Origin of the sequence: Streptomyces sp. NBC_01012 (genome assembly GCF_045162755.1) — a bacterium.
Lineage (GTDB): Bacteria > Actinomycetota > Actinomycetes > Streptomycetales > Streptomycetaceae > Streptomyces.
Genome location: NZ_CP108688.1, coordinates 994,834 through 1,015,536, shown reverse-complemented (window position 1 = coordinate 1,015,536; position 20,703 = coordinate 994,834). Strand labels below are relative to the sequence as shown.

At 73.8% G+C, this 20,703-nt stretch carries 1 protein-coding gene; it reads left to right on the top strand.

Annotated elements, in window-relative coordinates:
* The first annotated feature begins 17 nt into the window (after positions 1 to 17).
* A complete protein-coding gene (locus OG623_RS04410; RefSeq protein ID WP_406144447.1) occupies positions 18 to 20,651 on the top strand; it encodes an SDR family NAD(P)-dependent oxidoreductase in 20,634 nt (6,877 codons plus the stop codon).
* Positions 20,652 to 20,703: the final 52 nt, after the last annotated feature.

Sequence of the window (20,703 nt, the reverse complement as noted above, 5' to 3'; positions counted from 1 at the left end):
AAGGTAGAGGGACAGCAGTGAACGACGACAAGCTCCGTACCTACCTCAAGCGGGTCACGACCGATCTGCACCACACGCGTCAGCGGCTGACCAAGCTGGAGGCGAAGGACACCGAGCCCATCGCCATCGTGGGCATGGCCTGCCGCTACCCGGGCGGCGTGAACAGCCCCGAGGACCTGTGGCGCATGGTCGCCGCCGGCACGGACGCCGTCACCCCGTTCCCGGACGACCGCGGCTGGGACCTGGAGCGGCTGTACGACCCGTCGGGCGACCGGCCGGACAGCAGCTACGCCCGTGAGGGCGGCTTCCTCGACGAGATCTCCGGCTTCGAGCCGCAGTTCTTCGGCATCTCGCCGAACGAGGCGCTCGCCATGGACCCGCAGCAGCGGTTGCTCCTGGAGACCACCTGGGAGGCGTTCGAGCGGGCGGGCATCGACCCGCAGGCCCAGCGCGGCGCTCAGGTCGGCGTCTTCGCCGGGGTGCAGTACCAGGACTACGGATCCCGGCTGCGCCAGGTCCCCGAAGAGGTCGAAGGCTTCCTCGCCGGGGGCAACTCCGACAGCGTCGCCTCCGGCCGCATCTCCTACACCTTCGGCTTCGAGGGCCCCGCGGTCAGCGTCGACACCGCCTGCTCCTCGTCGCTGGTCGCCCTGCACCTGGCGGCCCAGGCCCTGCGCGCCGAGGAGTGCACGCTCGCCGTGGCCGGCGGCGCCATGGTGATGTCGACCCCCGTCGCGTTCACCGAGATGAGCCGGCAGCGCGGCCTGGCCGCCGACGGCCGCTGCAAGTCCTTCTCCGAGGGCGCCGACGGCACCGGCTGGGGCGAAGGCGTCGGCATGCTCCTGCTGGAGCGGCTCTCCGACGCCCGCCGCAACGGCCACCCCGTGCTCGCCCTGGTCCGCGGCACCGCCGTCAACCAGGACGGCGCCAGCTCCCGGCTCACCGCACCCAACGGCCCCGCCCAGCAGCGCGTCATCCGCAAGGCGCTGACCAACGCCAGGCTGACCCCGGCCGACGTGGACGTCGTCGAGGCGCACGGCACCGGTACCCCGCTCGGCGACCCCATCGAGGCACAGGCGCTCCTCGCCACCTACGGCCGCGCGCACAGCACCGAGCAGCCGCTGCTCCTGGGCTCGCTGAAGTCGAACATCGGCCACACCCAGGCCGCCGCCGGCGTCGGCGGCATCATCAAGATGGTGCAGGCCATGCGGCACGGCCAGGTGCCGCCCACGCTGCACGCCGACCGGCCCACTCCCCAGGTCGACTGGGCGTCGGGCACTGTCCGGCTGGCCACCGAACTCCAGCCCTGGCCCGAGGCGGACCGGGTCCGCCGTGCCGCCGTCTCCTCCTTCGGCGTCAGCGGCACCAACAGCCACATCGTCCTGGAGCAGGCACCGGAGCCCGAGGAGCCGGCGGAGACCGCGACCGCCCCTGAGGCCGACACCGGCACCGAGGCCGAGACCGCGCCCACCGCGGTGACCGCCCCCGCCCTCGTGCCCTGGACGTTCTCCGCCCGCAGCCCGCAGGCGCTGCGCGCCCGGGCGACCCAGCTGCGCGCCCTCACCGGTGCCGACCCGCTCGACGTCGGCCACTCCCTGGCCACCACCCGGTCCGCGCTCGAACACCGCGCCGTCGTGCTCGGCGGCGGCAGCGACACCGACGCCGCGCTCGCCGCCCTGGCCGAGGACGGGGAACACCCCCTCCTGGTGTGCGGCACCGCCCGCCCCACCCGCGACCTGGTCTTCGTCTTCCCCGGCCAGGGCGCCCAGTGGACCGGCATGGCCGTCGAGCTCCTCGACGCCTCGCCCCTCTTCGCCGCCCGGATCGCCCAGTGTGCCGAGGCGCTCGCCCCGCACGTCGACTGGTCCCTGGAGGACGTGCTGCGCTCCGGCGACTTCGACCGGGTGGACGTCGTCCAGCCGGTGCTGTTCGCCGTGATGGTCTCCCTCGCCGCCCTGTGGCAGGCCGCCGGGGTCCGGCCGGACGCCGTCGTCGGCCACTCCCAGGGCGAGATCGCCGCCGCCGTGGTGGCGGGCGCGCTCTCGCTGGAGGACGGCGCGCGCGTCGTCGCCCTGCGCAGCAAGGCCATCAACGCCCTCGCCGGCCGCGGCGGCATGACCTCCGTCGCCCTCTCCGCGGAAGAGGCCAGGCGCCGCATCGGCCCCGGCCTGTCCGTCGCCGCCGTCAACGGTCCCTCGTCCGTCGTGGTCGCCGGTGACACCGCAGCCCTCGCCGCCCTCGACACCTGGGACGACGTACGCGTCCGCCGCGTCCCGGTCGACTACGCCTCGCACTCCGCCCATGTGGAGGAGATCCGCGAGGAGTTGCTCACCACCCTCGCGGGCCTGTCCCCGCGCAGCGCCGAGATCCCCTTCTGGTCCACGGTGACCGGCGGCCTGCTGGACACCGCGGCCCTCGACGCCGAGTACTGGTACCGCAACCTGCGCCAGACCGTCGAGCTGGAGACCACCGTGCGCGCGCTGGGCGCCGCGGGCCACGACGTGTTCGTCGAGGTGAGCCCGCACCCGGTGCTGACCGCGGCGATCGAGGAGACCGTCACCGGCACCTTCGTGGGCACCCTGCGGCGCCAGACGGGCGGCTGGGACAGCTTCCTGCTCTCCCTGGCCGAGCTCCACGTGGCCGGTGTCCCCGCCGACCTCACTGCGCTGCTGCCCGGCGGCTCCCGCGTCGACCTGCCCACGTACCCCTTCCAGCGGGAGCCGTACTGGCTGGAGGACCACTCCGCCCAGCAGGGCGACGTGACCGCGGCCGGCCTCGGCTCGGCCGACCACCCGCTGCTCGGCGCCGTCGTCGCGCTCGCCGACGCCGAGGGCGCCCTGCTCACCGGGCGTCTCTCCGTGCGCACCCACCCCTGGCTCGCCGACCACACGGTGCGCGGCGCGATCCTGCTGCCCGGCACGGCGTTCCTGGAACTGGCCGCCCGCGCGGGCGACCAGGTCGGCTGCGAACGGGTCGAGGAACTCCTGCTGGAGGCCCCGCTCGTGCTGCCGGAGCACGGAGCCGTCGCCATCCAGCTCGCCGTCGGCGCCCCCGACGCGAACGGCCGTCGCACCGTCACCCTGCACGCGGCCCCCGACGGCACCGACGAGTGGACCCGCCACGCCGGCGGCACCCTGTCCGCCGCCCCCGTCGTCCCCGCCGCCGACCTCACCGTCTGGCCGCCGCGCGACGCCACCCCGCTCGACGCCGCCGACATGTACGACCGCTACGCTGCGGCCGGCTTCGGCTACGGACCCGCCTTCCAAGGCCTGCGCACGGCCTGGCGCCGCGGCGACGAACTCTTCGCCGAGGTCGCCCTCCCCGACGACCAGCAGGACGCGGCACGTCTCTTCGGCCTGCACCCCGCGCTGCTCGACGCGGCCCTGCACGTCACCGGACTCGCCGACGCCGCCGAGGCCCGGCTGCCGTTCTCCTGGAACGGCATGTCCCTGCACGCCCGGGACGCCACCGCGCTGCGCGTCCGGATCGCCCCCGCCGGGCAGGACGCCGTCTCCGTGCACGTCGCCGACCCCGCGGGGCGGCCCGTCGCCTCCGTGGAGTCCCTCGCCCTGCGCCCGCCCGCCGACGACGCCGTCCGCGCCCCCGGCGCCGACGCCGTCTTCCGCCCCGCCTGGACGCCGGTGACCACCGCGCCCGGCACCGCGGGACCGGCCGCCACCGTCCGCGTCGAGCCCGGCGGTGACGTCCGCGTCGCGCTCCACCACGCCCTCGCCGAGATCCAGCGCCGGCTCGCCGACGACGAGCCGGGACAGCTCGCGTTCCTCACCACCGGAGCGATCTCCGCCGCCCCGGAGGAGGACGTCACCGACCTGGCGGGCGCCGCCGTCTGGGGCCTGGTCAGGTCCGCCCAGTCCGAGCACCCCGGCCGCTTCGTGCTCGTGGACACCGACACCCCCAGCACCGAGGCCCCGCTCGTCACCGGCGAGGACCAGCTCGCCGTGCGCGGCGCCCGCCTCCTCGCCCCCCGCCTGGAGCGCGCCCGCTCCGACGGCGCCCCGGCCGCCCTCGACGGGACCGTGCTGATCACCGGCGGCACCGGCCTGCTCGGCTCCCACCTCGCCCGGCACCTCGTCACCCGCCACGGCGTACGCCACCTCGTCCTGCTCAGCCGCACCGGGCACGCCCCGGAGCTGCACGCGGAGCTGACCGGGCTCGGCGCCGAGACCGACATCGTCGCCTGCGACGCCGCCGACCGCACCGCCCTGGCCGCGGTGATCGACGGCCTGCGCACGCCGCTGAGCGCCGTGATCCACGCCGCCGGCGCACTCGACGACGGCGTCGTCACCGCCCAGACCCCGGAGCGCATCGAGACCGTCCTGCGGCCCAAGGTCGACGCCGCGGTCAACCTGCACGAGCTGACGCGCGACCTCGACCTGGCCGCGTTCGTCCTGTTCTCCTCCGCGTCCGGCGTCTTCGGCGGCCCCGGCCAGGCCAACTACGCCGCCGCCAACGCCTACCTCGACGCGCTGGCCCAGCACCGCCGCGCCGCCGGACTGCCCGCCCAGTCCCTCGCCTGGTCCCTGTGGGAGCAGGCCAGCGCGATGACCGGCCACCTCGACGAGGCCGACCTGCGCCGCATCGCCCGCTCCGGCATGCCGCCCCTCACCGTCGAGCAGGGCCTTGAGCTGTTCGACCGGGCGCTGTCCGCCCCGGACCCGCTGCTCGTCCTGATGCGCCTGGACCTCCCGGTGCTGCGCGCCTCCGCCGATCCGGTCCCGCCGCTGCTGCGCGGCCTGGTCCGCACCCCGGCCCGCCGGGCCGTCGCCGCGCGGGACACCGCCGAGGAGACCACCTCGCTGGCCGGGCAGCTCGCCGCCCTGCCCGCCGCCGACCGGCTCGGCGCCGTCGTCGACCTCGTCCGCACCCGCGTCGCCACCGTCCTCGGCCACGCCTCCGCCGACGTCATCGACGGCAGCAGGGCCTTCCGCGACCTCGGCTTCGACTCGCTCGCCTCGGTCCAGCTCCGCAACCGCCTCGGGGCCGTCACCGGCCTGAAGCTTCCCGCGACGCTGGTCTTCGACTATCCGACCCCGATCGCGCTCGCCGAGCACCTCCTCGCCGAACTGGGCGAGGGACAGGACACGGCCACCACCGCCGTCCAGGCCGTCGCCGTGGACGAGCCGGTCGCCATCGTCTCCATCGGCTGCCGCTTCCCCGGGGACGTCCGCACCCCCGATGACCTGTGGAACCTGGTCGCCTCCGGCAGCGACGCCATCGCCGCCTTCCCCGGCGACCGCGGCTGGGACCTGGACGGCCTGTACGACCCCGAGGGCGCCCGCCGCGGCAGCTCCTACGCCCGCGAGGGCGGTTTCCTCGCCGAGGCCGCCGACTTCGACCCCGGCTTCTTCGGCATCAGCCCGCGCGAGGCGCTGGCCATGGACCCGCAGCAGCGGCTCCTGCTGGAGACCAGCTGGGAGGCGTTCGAGCGCGCGGGCATCCGCCCGCAGGACCTCAAGGGCAGCGCCACCGGTGTCTTCGCCGGTGTCATGTACCAGGACTACGCGTCGCGCATCACCGAGGTGCCGGAGGAGATCGAGGGTTTCCTCGGCACCGGCACCTCGCCCAGCGTGCTCACCGGCCGCATCGCGTACACCTTCGGTCTCGAAGGGCCCGCGGTCAGCGTCGACACGGCGTGCTCGTCGTCGCTGGTGGCGATGCACCTGGCGAGCCAGGCGCTGCGCTCGGGCGAGTGCTCGCTCGCCCTCGCCGGCGGTGTCACCATCATGTCCACGCCCGCCCTGTTCACCGAGTTCAGCCGACAGCGCGGCCTGGCCTCCGACGGCCGCTGCAAGGCGTTCGCGGACGCCGCCGATGGCGCCGGCTTTGGTGAGGGTGTTGGCATGGTGCTTCTGGAGCGTCTGTCGGACGCGCGTCGTAACGGTCATCCGGTTCTGGCGGTGATCCGTGGCAGTGCTGTCAATCAGGACGGTGCGTCCAACGGTCTGTCCGCGCCCAACGGTCCTTCGCAGCAGCGGGTCATCCGGCAGGCGTTGGCCAATTCGGGTGTCAAGGCGTCCGAGGTGGATGTGGTGGAGGCGCATGGCACGGGTACGTCCCTGGGTGACCCGATCGAGGCGCAGGCGCTGCTGGCCACCTACGGTCAGGAGCGTGATGCCGGGCGTCCGTTGTGGCTGGGCTCGTTGAAGTCCAACATCGGTCACACGCAGGCGGCGGCCGGTGTGGCCGGTGTCATCAAGATGGTCCAGGCGATGCGGCACGGCGTGCTGCCCAGGACCCTGCACGTGGACGCGCCCTCGACCCACGTCGACTGGACCGCCGGCCAGGTCGAGCTGCTCACCGAGTCCCGCGACTGGCACGACCAGGACGGCCCGCGCCGTGCCGGTGTCTCCTCGTTCGGCCTGAGCGGTACGAACGCGCACCTGATCCTGGAGGAGGCTCCGGCCGAGGAGCCGGTGGCCGGGGAGCAGGCGGTCGTGCCTGTGGCTCCCGCTGTGGTGCCGTGGGTGTTGTCGGGCCGTTCGGCGGAGGCGCTGCGTGGGCAGGCGGCCGGTCTGGTGCCGTTGGTGGACGAGGACCGTGCCGCGGTGGGTGCCGCGTTGGCGGGCCGTTCGGTGTTCGAACACCGCGCGGTGGTCGTCGGCGGTTCCGCCGGGGAGCTCACGGCGGCCCTGAAGGCGCTCTCAGACGACGAGCCGCTGGCCGGTGTCGTCTCCGGCACTACGTCGGCCACGGGTAAGACGGTGTTCGTCTTTCCGGGTCAGGGTTCGCAGTGGGCTGGTATGGCGGTGGAACTTCTGGAGTCGTCGCCGGTGTTCGCGGCGCGGTTCGAGGAGTGTGAGCGTGCGCTGACACCGTTGGTGGACTGGTCGCTGACGGACGTCGTACGGTCCGGTGCCTACGACCGGGTGGACGTCGTACAGCCGGTGCTGTGGGCGGTGATGGTGTCGCTCGCGGCGCTGTGGGAGTCCGCGGGAGTGCGTCCGGACGCGGTCGTGGGTCACTCGCAGGGTGAGATCGCTGCTGCGGTGGTGTCGGGTGCGTTGTCGTTGGAGGACGGCGCGCGTGTGGTGGCTCTGCGCAGTAAGGCGATCACGGTGTTGGCGGGTGGTGGCGGGATGGTGTCGGTGCCGTTGCCGGTGGATGAGGTGCGGTCGCTGCTGCCGGAGGGTGTGTCCGTGGCGGCGGTGAACGGTCCGTCGTCGGTGGTGATTTCGGGTGACCCGGCGGGGCTGGAGTCGGTGCTCGCGTCCGTGGAGCGGGCCAAGCGGGTGCCGGTGGATTACTCGTCGCACTCGGTGCAGGTGGAGGAGATCCGCGACGAGATCCTCCGTGTCCTGGCGGAGGTGTCGCCGCGTGAGGTGACGGTGCCGTTCTTCTCCACGGTGGATGTGGAGTGGGCGGATGGTACGGGTCTTGATGCCGCGTACTGGTATCGCAACCTGCGCCAGACCGTGGAGTTCGAGGCCGCAGTACAGGGACTGGACGCGGCGGGCTTCGGCACCTTCGTAGAGATCAGCGCGCACCCTGTCCTCACGGTGGGGATCGACGAGGCCGTCGGCGACGACGCCGTGGTGTCGGGGACGCTGCGGCGGGACGAGGGCGGCCTGCGCCGCTTCCTGCTCTCCGTGGGGGAGTTGTTCGTCCGTGGTGTGGCGGTGGACTTCGCTCCGTTCCTCGGAGGCGCTGCTGCTTACCGTGATCTGCCGACGTATGCCTTCCAGCGGCAGCGTTACTGGCTGGAGGCGTCGGCGGCGAGTGGTGATGTGAGTGCTGCGGGTCTGCGCAGTGCGGAGCATCCGTTGTTGGGTGCCGCGCTGCCGTTGGCGGACGCGGAGGGTTACCTGTTCACGGGTCGGCTGTCGCTGCGTTCGCATCCGTGGCTGGCGGATCATGCGGTGAACGGGACGGTGTTGCTGCCGGGTACGGCGTTCCTTGAGTTGGCGCAGTACGCGGGTGAGCAGCTCGGCTGTGCCACGGTCGAGGAACTGACCCTGGAAGCGCCGATGGTCCTGCCCGACCGCGGCGGACTCGCGATCCAGGTCGTCGTCGGCGCGCCCGACACGGACGGCAGCCGGCGGCTGACGGTCCACGGCAAGGCCCAGGACGCGCCCGCCGACCAGGACTGGACCCGCTACGCGAGCGGCACGCTCACGCGTGCGGCCGCCCCCGGGGGCTTCGCCGCCCGCACCTGGCCCCCGGCCGGTGCCGAGGCGCTGGACCTCGACGGCTTCTACGACCGCATGGCCGACAACGGCTTCGTCTACGGCCCGGCTTTCCAGGGGCTGCGTGCCGCCTGGCGCCAGGGCGACTCCCTGTTCGCCGAGGTGGCGCTCCCCGAGGAGCAGGCCGACGACGCAGGCACCTACGGTCTGCACCCCGCGCTCCTCGACGCGGCGCTCCAGGCCGCGAGCCTCGGCGCGTTCTTCTCCGGCGACGAGGCGCGGCTGCCGTTCGCCTGGCGCGGCGTCTCCCTGCTGGCGTCCGGCGCCGACGTGCTGCGCGTCCGGGTCCGCCCGGACGGGCCCGACTCGATCGCCATCGCCGCCGTCGACGAGTCCGGCGAGCCCGTCGTGACCATCGGCTCGCTGGTGGTACGCCCGCTCAACCCGGCCCTCTTCCGCGCTTCCCGCGAACTCCCGTACCAGTTCCGGTGGCCGGTCCTGGCGCTGGACACCGAGAGCGCGCACCCGGAGCCCGAAGTGTTCGCCGTCGGCGCCGGCACGGCGCACGAGGTGACCGCTCAGGTGCTCGCCCGGCTGCAGGCCGCCCTCACCGATGACGGCACCCTGGTCGTCCGTACCAGGGCGGCCGTGGCCACCGAGCCGGAAGCGGACGTGGACCCCGCGCACGCCGCGGTGTGGGGCCTGGTCCGCTCCGCCCAGGCCGAGCACCCCGACCGCTTCGTACTGGTCGACTCCGACGAGGCGTCCGGCCACCTGGTGGCCGCCGCCGCGGCGAGCGGCGAACCGCAGCTCGCGCTCCGCGACGGCGTCGCCCACCAGCCCCGGCTGGCCCGCGCCGGCACCGGTGACACCCTCCTGCCGCCCGCCGACGGCACGTCCGCGTGGCTGCTGGGCACCACGGAGCGCGGCACGCTGGAGAACCTGGCCCTGCTGCCCGCGCCCGAGCTGCTGGCCCCCCTGGCCGACAACGAGGTGCGCATCGAGGTCCGCGCCGCCGGCATGAACTTCCGCGACGCGCTCAACGCCCTCGGCCTGCTGCCCGGCGAGCCGGGCCCGATGGGCATCGAGGGCGCCGGCGTCGTCACAGCCACCGGTCCCGGCGTCACCGGCCTCGTGGTCGGGGACCGGGTCTGCGGTGTCTTCGCCGGCTGCTACGGGCCGGTCGCGGTCGCCGACCGGCGGCTGCTAGCCCGGATACCCGACGGCTGGACCTTCGAGCAGGCCGCGGGCGTGCCCGTGGTCTTCCTCACCGCCTACCGCGGACTGGTCGACCTGGCCGGCCTGAGCGCCGGCGAGACCGTCCTCGTGCACGCCGCCGCGGGCGGCGTCGGCATGGCCGCCGTCCAGCTCGCCCGCCACCTCGGCGCCGAGGTCTACGGCACGGCCAGCACCGGCAAGTGGGAGGCGACCGGACTCGCCACCGACCACCTGGCCTCCTCCCGTACGGCCGACTTCGAGAGCGCCTTCCTCGCCGCCACCGGCGGCCGGGGAGTGGACGTCGTCCTCAACTCCCTCACCGGCGAGCTGATCGACGCCTCGCTGCGCCTGCTGCCCCGCGGCGGACGCTTCGTCGAGATGGGCAAGACCGACCTCCGCGACCCCGAGCAGATCGCGGCCGCCCACGAGGGCGTGCGCTACCAGGACTTCGAGCTGATGGACGCCGGCCCCGACCGGATCCACGCGATGCTGACCGAGATCCTCGGCCTCTTCGAGCAGGGCGTCCTGACCCCGCTGCCCACCCGCTGCTGGGACCTGCGCCGCGCCCCCGAGGCGATGCGCCACCTCAGCCAGGCCAAGCACGTCGGCAAGCTCGTCCTCACCCCGCCGCGCCGTCTCGACCCCGAGCGCGCCGTCCTGATCACAGGCGGCAGCGGCGTCCTGGCCGGGCTCGTCGCCGAACACCTGGTGGCCGAGCACGGCATCCGCCACCTGGTCATGCTCAGCCGCAGCGGCGCCGCCCCGGAGATCGCCGGTGCCGACGTGCGCGCCCTCACCTGCGACGTCTCCGACCGGGACGCGCTGGCCGAAGTGCTGGGCTCGCTGGACCGGCCGCTGACGGCGGTCGTGCACACCGCGGGCGTCCTCGACGACGGCGTCCTGGCCGACCTCACGCCCGAACGCCTGGAGCAGGTCTTCGGCGCCAAGGCCGACGCCGCCCGCCATCTGCACGAGCTGACGCAGGACCAGGACCTGGCCGCCTTCGTGCTGTTCTCCTCGGCGGCGGGCAGCTTCGGCGCCCCCGGCCAGGGCAACTACGCCGCGGCCAACGCCTACCTGGACGGCCTCGCCCAGCACCGGCGGGCGGCGGGTCTGCCCGCCCGGTCCATGGCCTGGGGCATGTGGACCCAGCGCAGCGGCCTGACCGCGCGGCTCGACGACGGCGACGTCGCCCGGATGGCACGCTCCGGCATGACGCCGCTCTCCTCGGAGCAGGGCCTCGCCCTCTTCGACGCCGCCCTGGCGACCGACCTCGCGGCCCCCGTCATGGTCCGCGTCGACCACGACGCGCTGCGCCGCCAGGAGACCCTGCCCCCCGTGCTGCGCGGCCTGGTGCGCGCGCCCGCGCGGCGGGCGGCCACCGGAGCGGGCGCCGGGTCCTCCCTCGGGGACCGGCTCGCGGCCATGCCCGAGCAGGAGCGGCAGCGGTACGTCCTCGACCTGGTACGCGGCGCCGCGGCCGTGGTCCTCGGCCACGCCTCCCCGGACCTGGTGGAGGCCGACAAGGCCTTCCGCGAGCTGGGCTTCGACTCGCTCACCGCGGTGGAGCTGCGCAACCGGCTGACGAAGGCCACCGGCCTGAAGCTGACGGCCACCCTGGTCTTCGACTACCCGACCCCCGCCGTCCTGGGCGCCCACCTCCTCGCCGAGCTGGCGGGCACCCGTACCGCCGCCACCGCCCCGGTGGCCGCGGCCTCCGACGAGCCGATCGCCATCGTCGCCATGGGCTGCCGCTTCCCCGGCGGCGTCAGCACCCCCGAGGCGCTGTGGGAGCTGCTGGCCGCCGGCGGTGACGCGATCTCCGGGCTGCCCACCGACCGCGGCTGGAACGTCAGCCGCCTCTACGACGCCGACCCCGACCGCGCTGGTACCTCCTACGTGCGCGAGGGAGGCTTCCTCGACGCGGTGGGCGAGTTCGACGCGGGCTTCTTCGGCATCAGCCCGCGCGAGGCGCTGGCCATGGACCCGCAGCAGCGGCTGCTGCTGGAGACGAGCTGGGAGACGTTCGAGCGGGCCGGCATCGACCCGGCCTCGCTCAAGGGCACGCCCGGCGGCGTCTTCATGGGCACCAACAGCCAGGACTACATCACGCTGCTGGCCGGCTCCCCGGACGCCGGTGAGGGCTACATCGCCACCGGCAACTCGGCGAGCGTCGTCTCCGGGCGGCTCTCGTACACCTTCGGTCTCGAAGGGCCCGCGGTCACCGTCGACACGGCCTGCTCCTCCTCGCTGGTCGCCCTGCACCTGGCGAGCCAGGCGCTGCGCTCGGGCGAGTGCACCCTCGCGCTCGCCGGCGGCGTCATGGTGATGGCCACGCCGGGCGGGTTCGTGGAGTTCAGCCGCCAGCGCGGCCTGGCCGCCGACGGCCGCTGCAAGTCCTTCGGCGCGGACGCCGACGGGTTCGGCATGGCGGAGGGCGTCGGCATCCTGCTCCTGGAACGTCTGTCGGACGCACGGCGCAACGGCCACCCGGTGCTGGCCGTGGTGCGCGGCACCGCCGTCAACCAGGACGGTGCCTCCAACGGGCTCACCGCCCCCAACGGTCCCTCGCAGCAGCGGGTCATCCGGCAGGCGCTCGCCAACGCCGGACTCAAGGCGTCCGAGGTGGACGTGGTGGAGGCGCACGGCACGGGTACGTCCCTCGGTGACCCGATCGAGGCGCAGGCCCTGCTGGCCACCTACGGACAGGAGCGTGACGCCGAGCGTCCGCTGTGGCTCGGCTCGGTGAAGTCCAACATCGGCCACACCCAGGCCGCCGCGGGCGTCGCCGGCATCATGAAGATGGTGCTGGCCATGCGGCACGGCACGCTCCCCAGGACGCTGCACGCCGACGAGCCGTCGCCGCACATCGACTGGACCGCGGGCAATGTGCGGCTGCTGACCGAGGCCCGTGAGTGGCCCGACGGGAACGGTCCGCGCCGGGCCGGGGTGTCCTCGTTCGGCATCAGCGGCACCAACGCGCACGCGATCATCGAGTCGGTGCCCCCGGCCGCCGTGCCCGCCGCCCCGCCCGCCACGGTCGTACCGTGGCTGCTGTCGGGCCGGACGCCGGAGGCCGTGCGGGCCCTGGCCGACCGGCTGCGGCCGCTGACCGGCGAGAACCCCGTGGACATCGGCCACACTCTGGCGACCCGCACCGCGTTCGAGTACCGCTCGGTCGTCGTCGGCCGGGACGCCGAGGACTGGACGGCCGGACTGGCCGCCCTCGACCGCCCGGTCGCCGCCGGCGTGGGCAGGACGGTGTTCGTCTTTCCGGGTCAGGGTTCGCAGTGGGCTGGTATGGCGGTGGAACTTCTGGAGTCGTCGCCGGTGTTCGCGGCGCGGTTTGAGGAGTGTGAGCGTGCGCTGGCGCCGTTGGTGGACTGGTCGTTGACGGACGTCGTACGGTCCGGTGCCTATGACCGGGTGGACGTCGTACAGCCGGTGCTGTGGGCCGTGATGGTGTCGCTGGCGGCGTTGTGGGAGTCCGCGGGGGTGCGTCCCGATGCGGTGGTGGGTCATTCGCAGGGTGAGATCGCTGCTGCGGTCGTGTCGGGTGCGTTGTCGTTGGAGGACGGCGCGCGTGTGGTGGCTCTGCGCAGTAAGGCGATCACGGTGTTGGCGGGTGGTGGCGGGATGGTGTCGGTGCCGCTGCCGGTGGATGAGGTGCGGTCGCTGCTGCCGGAGGGTGTGTCCGTGGCGGCGGTGAACGGTCCGTCGTCGGTGGTGATTTCGGGTGACCCGGCGGGTCTGGAGTCGGTGCTCGCGTCCGTGGAGCGGGCGAAGCGGGTGCCGGTGGACTATTCGTCGCACTCGGTGCAGGTGGAGGAGATCCGCGACGAGATCCTCCGTGTCCTGGCAGAGGTGTCGCCGCGTGAGGTGACGGTGCCGTTCTTCTCCACGGTGGATGTGGAGTGGGCGGATGGTACGGGTCTTGATGCCGCGTACTGGTATCGCAACCTGCGCCAGACCGTGGAGTTCGAGGCCGCAGTACGCAGCCTGGCCGGCGCCGGCTTCGGCGCCTTCGTCGAGGTCAGCGCTCACCCCGTCCTCACCATGCCCATCGAGGAGACCGCCGAGGACGTCGACGTCGACACCGCGGTCCTGGCGGTCGGCACCCTGCGCCGCGACGACGGCGGCCTGCGCCGCTTCATGACCTCGCTCGGCACCGCCTGGGCGCACGGCGTGGACGTGGACGCGACCGCGCTGTACCGCGGCGGCCGTCAAGTGACCCTGCCCACCTACCCGTTCCAGCGCGAGAAGTACTGGCTGGCGCCGCCGTCTCCGGAGGTCTCCACCGACTCCTGGCGCTACCGCGTCACCTGGCGCCCGGCCGCGCCCGAGGCGCGTCCGCTGCCCGGCACCTGGCTGGCGGTCGTCCCGGAGGGACACCGTGAGGACGCCTGGGTGGCCGGCGCGCTCCGTGCCCTCACCGAGCGCGGCGCCCGGGTCGAGGAGTACGTCGTTCCCGCCGGCACCGGCCGGGAGGAACTGGCCGCGGCCCTGGCCGACCGGGCACAGCCCGAGGGCGTGCTGTCGCTGCTGGCCCTGGCCGAGCGGCCCGACCCGGCGCACCCGGGCCTGACCTCGGGCCTGGCGCTCACCACCGTGCTCACCCAGGCACTGCACGACGTGCGGTGGAGCGCGCCGCTGTGGTGCCTGACCCAGGGCGCCACCTCCGCGGCCGGCGAGGGGGAGCTGACGCACCCCGCGCAGGCGGCGGTGTGGGGGCTCGGCCGCGTCATCGGCCTGGAGCACCCGGAGTTCTGGGGCGGCCTGGTCGACCTGCCCGCCGACCACGACGAGCGCTCCGCCGCCACCCTCTGCGACGTGCTCGCGGGTGGCGGCGACGAGGACCAGTGGGCGGTCCGCGGCGCTGCCGCCCTGGTCCGCCGCCTCACCCGCGCCCTGCCGGACGGACGGCCCGCCAAGCGGGCCTGGCGCCCCCGTGGCACCGTCCTGCTCACCGGCGCCACGGGCGCGGTCGGACCGTACATCGCCCGCTGGCTGGCCGCCGCCGGAGCCGAGCACCTGGTGCTGGCCGGCCGGCGCGGCGGCGACGTGCCCGGAGCCGCCGAACTCGTCGCGGAACTGGCCGAGTCGGGAACACGCCTCGAACACACCGTGTGCGACGTCACCGACCGTACGGCCGTGGCGGAGCTGACGGCGCGGCTCGACGCGGCGGGCACCCCCGTGCGCGCGGTCGTCCACGCCGCGGCCCTCATCCAGATCGCCTCGCTCGCCGACACCTCGCTGACCGAGTTCGAGGACGTCGTGCACGCCAAGGTCGCGGGCGCGGTCCACCTGGCCGAACTGCTGCCCGACCTCGACGCGTTCGTCCTCTTCTCCTCGATCGCCGGCGTCTGGGGAAGCGGCGACCACGGCGCCTACGCCGCGGCCAACGCCTTCCTCGACGCCCTCGCCGAGCACCTGCGCGGCCGCGGCACCCCGGCCACCTCCATCGCCTGGGGCATCTGGAACACCCCGAACCTGGTGGAGTCCGCCGCCATGCCCGGCGGCCTCGACATGGACCGGGTGCGCCGCCAGGGGCTGCCGTTCATCGACCCGGAGCTGGCCGTCGGGGCCCTCCAGCGGGCCATGGACGACGACGAGACGGTCCTCGCCGTCGCCGAGGTGGACTGGTCGCGCTTCGCGCCGGTCTTCACCTCCGCCAGGCCCCGCCCCCTGCTCGACGAGATACCGGAGGTGGCGGCCCAGGCCCAGGAGGAGACCCCCGCCGCCACGCCGGTCTCGGCCCGGCTCACCGAGGCCGAGCTCGTCACGCTCGTCCGCGAACAGGTCGCCTCGGTCCTGGGCCACTCCGGCGCCGACGCGGTCGACCCCAAGCGGGCCTTCCGCGACATCGGGTTCGACTCGCTCACCGCGGTGGAACTGCGTAACCGGCTCAACTCCGCGACCGGCCTGCGGCTGCCCACCACGGTCGTCTTCGACCACCCCAACGTCCACGCCGTCGCCCGCCACGTGCGCGCGCAGCTGCACGAGGACACCGCGGCCCCGGCCGCCCCGGCCACGCTCGTGGTCGCGGCCGAGGACGAGCCGATCGCCCTGGTCGGCATGGCCTGCCGGTTCCCGGGCGGCGTCAGCAGCCCGGAGGAGCTGTGGGAGCTGCTGCGCACGGGCGGTGACGTCATCTCCGACTTCCCGGCCGACCGCGGCTGGGACCTGGACGGGCTCTACGACCCGGACCCCGACAAGCCCGGCACGTCGTACACCCGGCACGGCGGCTTCCTCGCCGCGGCGGGCGACTTCGACCCCGTCTTCTTCGGGATCAGCCCGCGCGAGGCGCTCACCATGGACCCCCAGCAGCGGCTGCTCCTGGAGACCAGCTGGGAGGCGTTCGAGCGGGCCGGCATCGACCCGGAGAGCCAGCGCGGCGAGCGCGCCGGTGTCTTCGTCGGCACCGGCTACCAGGGCTACGGCGCCAACGCCGAGGTCCCGGAGGCGCTCCAGGGCCAGATGGTCACGGGTGGCTCCGCCAGCGTGACGTCCGGCCGCATCGCGTACACCTTGGGTCTCGAAGGGCCCGCGGTCAGCGTCGACACGGCGTGCTCGTCGTCGCTGGTGGCGATGCACCTGGCGAGCCAGGCGCTGCGCTCGGGCGAGTGCTCGCTCGCCCTCGCCGGCGGTGTCACCGTGATGGCCAACCCGGAGGGCTTCATCGGCTTCAGCCGGCAGCGCGGCCTCGCCGAGGACGGCCGCTGCAAGGCGTTCGCCGCCGCGGCCGACGGCATGGGCATGTCCGAGGGCGTCGGCATGGTGGTGCTCGAGCGGCTGTCCGATGCCCGTCGCAACGGCCACCCGGTGCTCGCCGTGATCCGCGGCAGCGCCACCAACCAGGACGGTGCCTCCAACGGTCTGTCCGCGCCCAACGGTCTCGCGCAACAGCGGGTCATCCGCCAGGCGCTGGCCAACGCCCGGCTCGACCCGTCCGACGTGTACGCCGTCGAGGCGCACGGCACGGGCACGACGCTCGGCGACCCGATCGAGGCGCAGGCCCTGCTGGCCACCTACGGCCAGGACCGCGAGGAACCGCTCTGGCTGGGCTCCGTGAAGTCCAACATCGGTCACACGCAGCTTGCCTCCGGTGTGGCCGGTGTCATCAAGATGGTCCAGGCGATGCGGCACGGCGTCCTGCCCAGGACCCTGCACGTGGACGCGCCGTCGCCGCACGTCGACTGGACGGCGGGCAAGGTCAGCCTGCTGACCGAGGAAAAGCCCTGGGACGGCCCGCGCCGTGCCGGTGTCTCCTCGTTCGGCCTGAGTGGTACGAACGCGCACCTGATCCTGGAGGAGGCTCCGGCCGAGGAGCCGGTTGCTGGGGAGCAGGCGGTCGTGCCTGTGGCTCCCGCTGTGGTGCCGTGGGTGTTGTCGGGCCGTTCGGTGGGGGCGCTGCGTGGGCAGGCGGCGGGTCTGGTGTCCCTCGTGGATGAGGATCGTGCTGCGGTGGGTGCCGCGTTGGCGGGCCGTTCGGTGTTCGAGCATCGCGCGGTGGTTGCGGGGGAGTCGGCCGAGGAGTTCGCGGCGGCTCTGAAGGCGGTCGCGGAAGGCGACCCGCTGGCCGGCGTCGTCTCCGGCACCGCGTCCCCTGCGGGCAGGACGGTGTTCGTCTTCCCGGGTCAGGGTTCGCAGTGGGCTGGTATGGCGGTGGAACTTCTGGAGTCGTCGCCGGTGTTCGGGGCGCGGTTCGAGGAGTGTGAGCGTGCGCTGACACCTTTGGTGGACTGGTCGCTGACGGACGTGGTCCGGTCCGGTGATTTCGACCGGGTGGACGTGGTGCAGCCGGTGCTGTGGGCGGTCATGGTGTCGCTCGCGGCGTTGTGGGAGTCCGCGGGCGTCCGTCCGGACGCGGTCGTGGGTCACTCGCAGGGCGAGATCGCCGCCGCCGTGGTGTCGGGTGCGCTGTCGCTGGAGGACGGCGCACGTGTGGTGGCCCTGCGCAGTAAGGCGATCACCGTGTTGGCGGGTGGTGGCGGGATGGTGTCGGTGCCGCTGCCGGTGGATGAGGTGCGTGAGCTGCTGCCGGACGGTGTGTCCATAGCGGCGGTGAACGGGCCGTCCTCCGTGGTGGTGTCGGGTGACCCGGCGGGTCTGGAGCAGATCCTGGGCCAGGTCGAGCGGGCCAGGCGGGTGCCGGTGGACTATTCGTCGCACTCGGTGCAGGTGGAGGAGATCCGCGAGGAGATCCTGCACGTACTGGAAGGTGTGTCGCCGCGTGAGGTGACGGTGCCGTTCTTCTCCACGGTGGATGTGGAGTGGGCGGATGGTACGGGTCTTGATGCCGCGTACTGGTACCGCAACCTGCGTCAGACGGTGGAGTTCGAGGCCGCAGTACAGGGACTGGACGCGGCGGGCTTCGGTACCTTCGTGGAGGTCAGCGCGCACCCTGTCCTCACGGTGGGGATCGACGAGGCCGTCGGCGACGAGGCCGTGGTGTCGGGGACGCTGCGGCGGGACGAGGGCGGTCTGCGCCGGTTCCTGCGGTCGGCGGGTGAGTTGTTCGTCCGTGGTGTGGCGGTGGACTTCGCTCCGTTCCTCGGAGGTGCTGCTGCTTACCGTGATCTGCCGACGTATGCCTTCCAGCGGCAGCGTTACTGGCTGGAGGCGTCGGCGGCGAGTGGTGATGTGAGTGCTGCGGGTCTGCGCAGTGCGGAGCATCCGTTGTTGGGTGCCGCGCTGCCGTTGGCGGACGCGGAGGGTTACCTGTTCACGGGTCGGTTGTCGCTGCGTTCGCATCCGTGGCTGGCGGATCATGCGGTGAACGGGACGGTGTTGCTGCCGGGTACGGCGTTCCTTGAGTTGGCGCAGTACGCGGGTGAGCAGCTCGGCTGTGCCACGGTCGAGGAACTGACCCTGGAAGCGCCGATGGTCCTGCCCGACCGCGGCGGACTGACCCTCCAGTTGTCGGTGGGCGCGCCCGACGCGTCCGGGCGGCGCCCGCTCAACCTGTACACGCGGGAGAACGACGCGTTCGCGGAGCAGGAGTGGACCCGGCACGCCACCGGCGCGCTGGCCACCGGCGTCGCCACGGCGGACGCCCTGACCGGAGTGTGGCCCCCGGCCGGGGCCGAACCCCTGGACACCACCGACCTGTACACCCGCTTCGCCGAGCAGGGATACCAGTACGGGCCCGGCTTCCAGGGGCTCAGGGCGGCCTGGCACCGCGGTGACGAGGTGTACGCCGAGGTCGCACTCCCCGAGTCCCAGCGTGACCGCGCCCGGCGGTTCGGTCTGCACCCGGCGCTCCTGGACGCGGCGCTGCACGCGCTGTGGCTGGCGGCCGTCGGCAGCGGTCCGTCCGCGGACGAGGCCGGCGGTGTCCGGCTGCCGTTCAGCTGGGGCGGGACGAGCCTGTACGCCTCGGGCGCGACGACCCTGCGGGTGCGGCTGACGACGACGGGCACCGACGAGGTCGCGATCACCGTCGCCGACGCCGCCGGATCCCCGGTCGCCGCGGTCGAGTCGCTGGTGATGCGCCCGCTCGCGGCGGGACAGCTGGAGGCCACCCGGGTGCGGTCCCTGTACCGGGTCGACTGGCACCCGGTGACCGCCGACGGCACAGCCGTACTGCCGTACGAGGTGGCGGACTTCACCGGCTCCGGGGACGACGTGCACGCCGTGGCGCACCGGGCGCTCGCCCGGGTCCAGGAGTGGCTGGCTGTGGAGCACGAGGACGACCGGCGGCTGGTGTTCGTCACGCGCGGCGCGGCCGGACCCGGTACCCGTGACGCGGTGCACGCGTCGGTGTGGGGTCTGGTCAGGGCGGCGCAGAGCGAGCACCCCGACCAGTTCGTCCTGGTGGACCTCGGACAGGACGACGACGTCACCCAGTGGCTGCCGGCCGTCGTCGCCAGTGGCGAACCGCAGATCGCGGTCCGGGACGGCGCGGTGCTCGCAGCCCGTCTTGTGCGGGCCGCGCCGACCGGCGAGGAGCCCAAGTGGGACCCGAACGGCACGGTGCTCGTCACCGGCGCCGGCGGTGTCCTCGGCGGGCTGATCGCGCGGCATCTGGTGGACCGGCACGGCGTGCGCGACCTCGTCCTGGTCGGCCGCTCCGGCCCCGACCCGGAGCTGGTCGCGGAGCTGACGGCGGCGGGCGCCCGCGTGGTGGCCGCCCGCTGCGACGCGGCCGACCGGACGGCGATGGCCGAGCTGATCGCCGCTGTCCCGGCCGACCGGCCGCTGACCGGCATCGTGCACGCGGCCGGTGTGCTCGACGACGCCCCGGTCACGGCGCTGACGCCGGAGCAGTTGGACCGCGTCCTGCGGCCCAAGGCCGACGCGGCGCTGCTGCTCGACGAGCTGACGCGCGGTCTGCGGCTCTCCGCGTTCGTGCTGTTCTCCTCCGCGTCTGCGACCTTCGGCGCGGCCGGCCAGGCCAACTACGCCGCGGCCAACGCCTTCCTCGACGCGCTGGCCGAGCGCAGGCGCGCCGATGGACTGCCGGCCCAGTCCCTCGGCTGGGGTTTCTGGGAGCAGCGCAGCGCCATGACCGGCGGGCTCGGCGACCGTGAGGTGGCCAGGCTGGCCAGCGGCGGCGTACGGCCCATCGGCTCGGCCGACGGTCTCGCGCTGTTCGACGCGGCGTCCGCCATGGACGACGCGGTGCTGGTCCCGATCCACCTGGACCTGTCGCCGCGCGGCGGGCAGGTACCGCCGCTGCTGCGGCACCTGGTGCGGCCAGCCGTGCGCCGGACTCCGGCCGCGGCCGATGGACCGGCGGACGCGACGACGTTCCGGCAGCGCCTGGAGGGGCTGTCGGAGGACGGACGGCGGGAGAGCCTGCTGGACCTGGTGCGGTCGACCGTGGCCGCGGTCGTCGCCTACGACGGGCCCGCCGCCGTGGATCCGGAGGTGACGTTCGTGAGCCTCGGCTTCGACTCGCTGATGGCCGTCGAACTGCGCAACCGGCTGTCCGCCGCCGTCGGCACCCGGCTGACGCCGACCCTGGTGTTCGACTACCCGACCGCCTCTGGCCTGGCCGACTACCTCCACGACAAGCTGGGCCTCGCCCCGGCGGAGGCCGCCGCGGCTCCGGAGCCGGCCGGGAACGCGGACATCGGCGTGAACGCGGACGAGTCCGAGGTGCGCGAGGCCATGGCGGCCGTCTCCGTGGAGCAGCTGCGCGCGGCGGGAGTGCTCGACGTGATCCTGCGGCTGGCCGAGCAGGGGCGGCAGCAGACGACGGCCGACCGGATCGACCACATCCAGAGCATGGACGTGGACGACCTTGTGCGGCTGGCCAGTGCCCTCGGTAATGACGAATCCTGACCCGGATCGACGTGTGTGGAGCTCATGATGACTGCCCCTCAGGACCAGGTGA